General features: G+C 70.9%; 1 protein-coding gene. It reads right to left on the reverse strand.

The features are described from left to right. A partial coding sequence (locus AB0C29_RS48425) for a DUF1800 domain-containing protein (protein ID WP_360835127.1) occupies window positions 1-1295 on the reverse strand: 1295 nt, incomplete at its 3' end. Window positions 1296-1409 lie beyond the last annotated feature (114 nt).

Here is a 1409-nt window from a genome sequence, read left to right on the forward strand (position 1 = left end):
GGCGAGTCGAGGACGAGAGCGATCAGGTACGGCAGACTCCCGGCGACCGACTCCTTGCTGGTCAGAGAACTCGTCGGCAGCTTGCCCGCGACGCTTAGCACGGCCGCCACGTGATCGGCGGGCAGCGGGGTGCCGACCAGCCGCCGGGCCAGCGCGTCCACCAGCGCCCCGTATGTCTTGGGCAGCACCGGCACGAGGGACGTGAGCAGGTCGGCGGGACGGGTGAGCTGCTTGGGGTACCAGCCGGCGGCGAGGTTCAAGTGGCTGTTGCAGCGCATGAGGAACGCCGACGGTGACGCCCAGGCGGCGGCCACGTCCGGGAAGCCGTTCGGCGGGCTCCAGCGGAACGGGGCGTTCCCGGCGTTGACCAGGTTGTTGTAGAGCGCGTCGAGCGCCTTCACGCCGGAGGTCTCCGGGCCCAGGCCCAGGGCGCGGACCGTGGCGGTCAGGTCCTCGAACGGCGTACGGACCTTCTGGCCGATCGACGCGGCGAACTCCGGCGACGTGAACAGGGCCCGCAGCACCGGCCCGATCGACGTGTCGTTGTCGAGGTAGACCTTGGCCAGCTTGGCGACCAGGGTGGCCGGGGCCTCGTCGGCGACGAAGCGCAGGCAGAGCTTGGTGGCCAGCCGTTCGGCCGTGGCCGGGTGCTTGGCCAGGTAGTCGAGGAACGCCAGCGCGGCCGCCTCGCCGCCCTCGGCGGTCGCGTTCGTGTGGCTGAAGCCCAGGATGCGGACGGCGCCGGTCGCGTGCTTGGCCGCGGTGTAGGTGTACGTTCCCGCGGTCGTCACGGTCAGGCCGGTGAGCAGCTTGGCGGCGGCCTGCACGTCGGCCTCGGTGTAGATCATGCCGACGGTGTGCAGCTCCATCAGCTCGCGCGCGTAGTTCTCGTTCGGCAGCGTCTTGGTCGACGACCGGTTGTCCAGGTACGTCAGCATCGCCGGGTGCCGGGCCGAGGCCTTGAGCATGTCCGCGAAGCGCCCGAAGGTGTACTTGCGGGTCACCGTCTTGTCGTAGTCGCTGCGGCTGTCCCAGACCCCGCTGGACGGCGCCGAGATGTGCAGGTGGTTGGCCCAGAACGCGGCGGTGGTCTCGAACAGCTGCCGGTTGCTCCAGATCGCCCGGGCCACCGTGGCCCGGCCCAGCTGGCCGAACGCCTCGTACGAGTGCTTGGGCAGCTTGGCGCGTACCGTCGCGATGTCGGCACCGGCCAGCGGCAGGCGGGTGAGCAGCGCGTCCAGCGCCGAGTCGTCGATCTTCGCCGGGTCGAGCTGACGGTCCAGCCAGGCCGGCACGCCCAGCTTGGCCAGCTCGGGAGCTCAGCCTGCGGCGCCGGGTCGCTGCCGGGATACGCGCCGTGCTCGTCGGCGGAACGCCACCACCGGAAGGACAGGTCGCATGAAGCAGCA

This window comes from Actinoplanes sp. NPDC048791, from assembly GCF_040650095.1.
GTDB lineage: Bacteria > Actinomycetota > Actinomycetes > Mycobacteriales > Micromonosporaceae > Actinoplanes.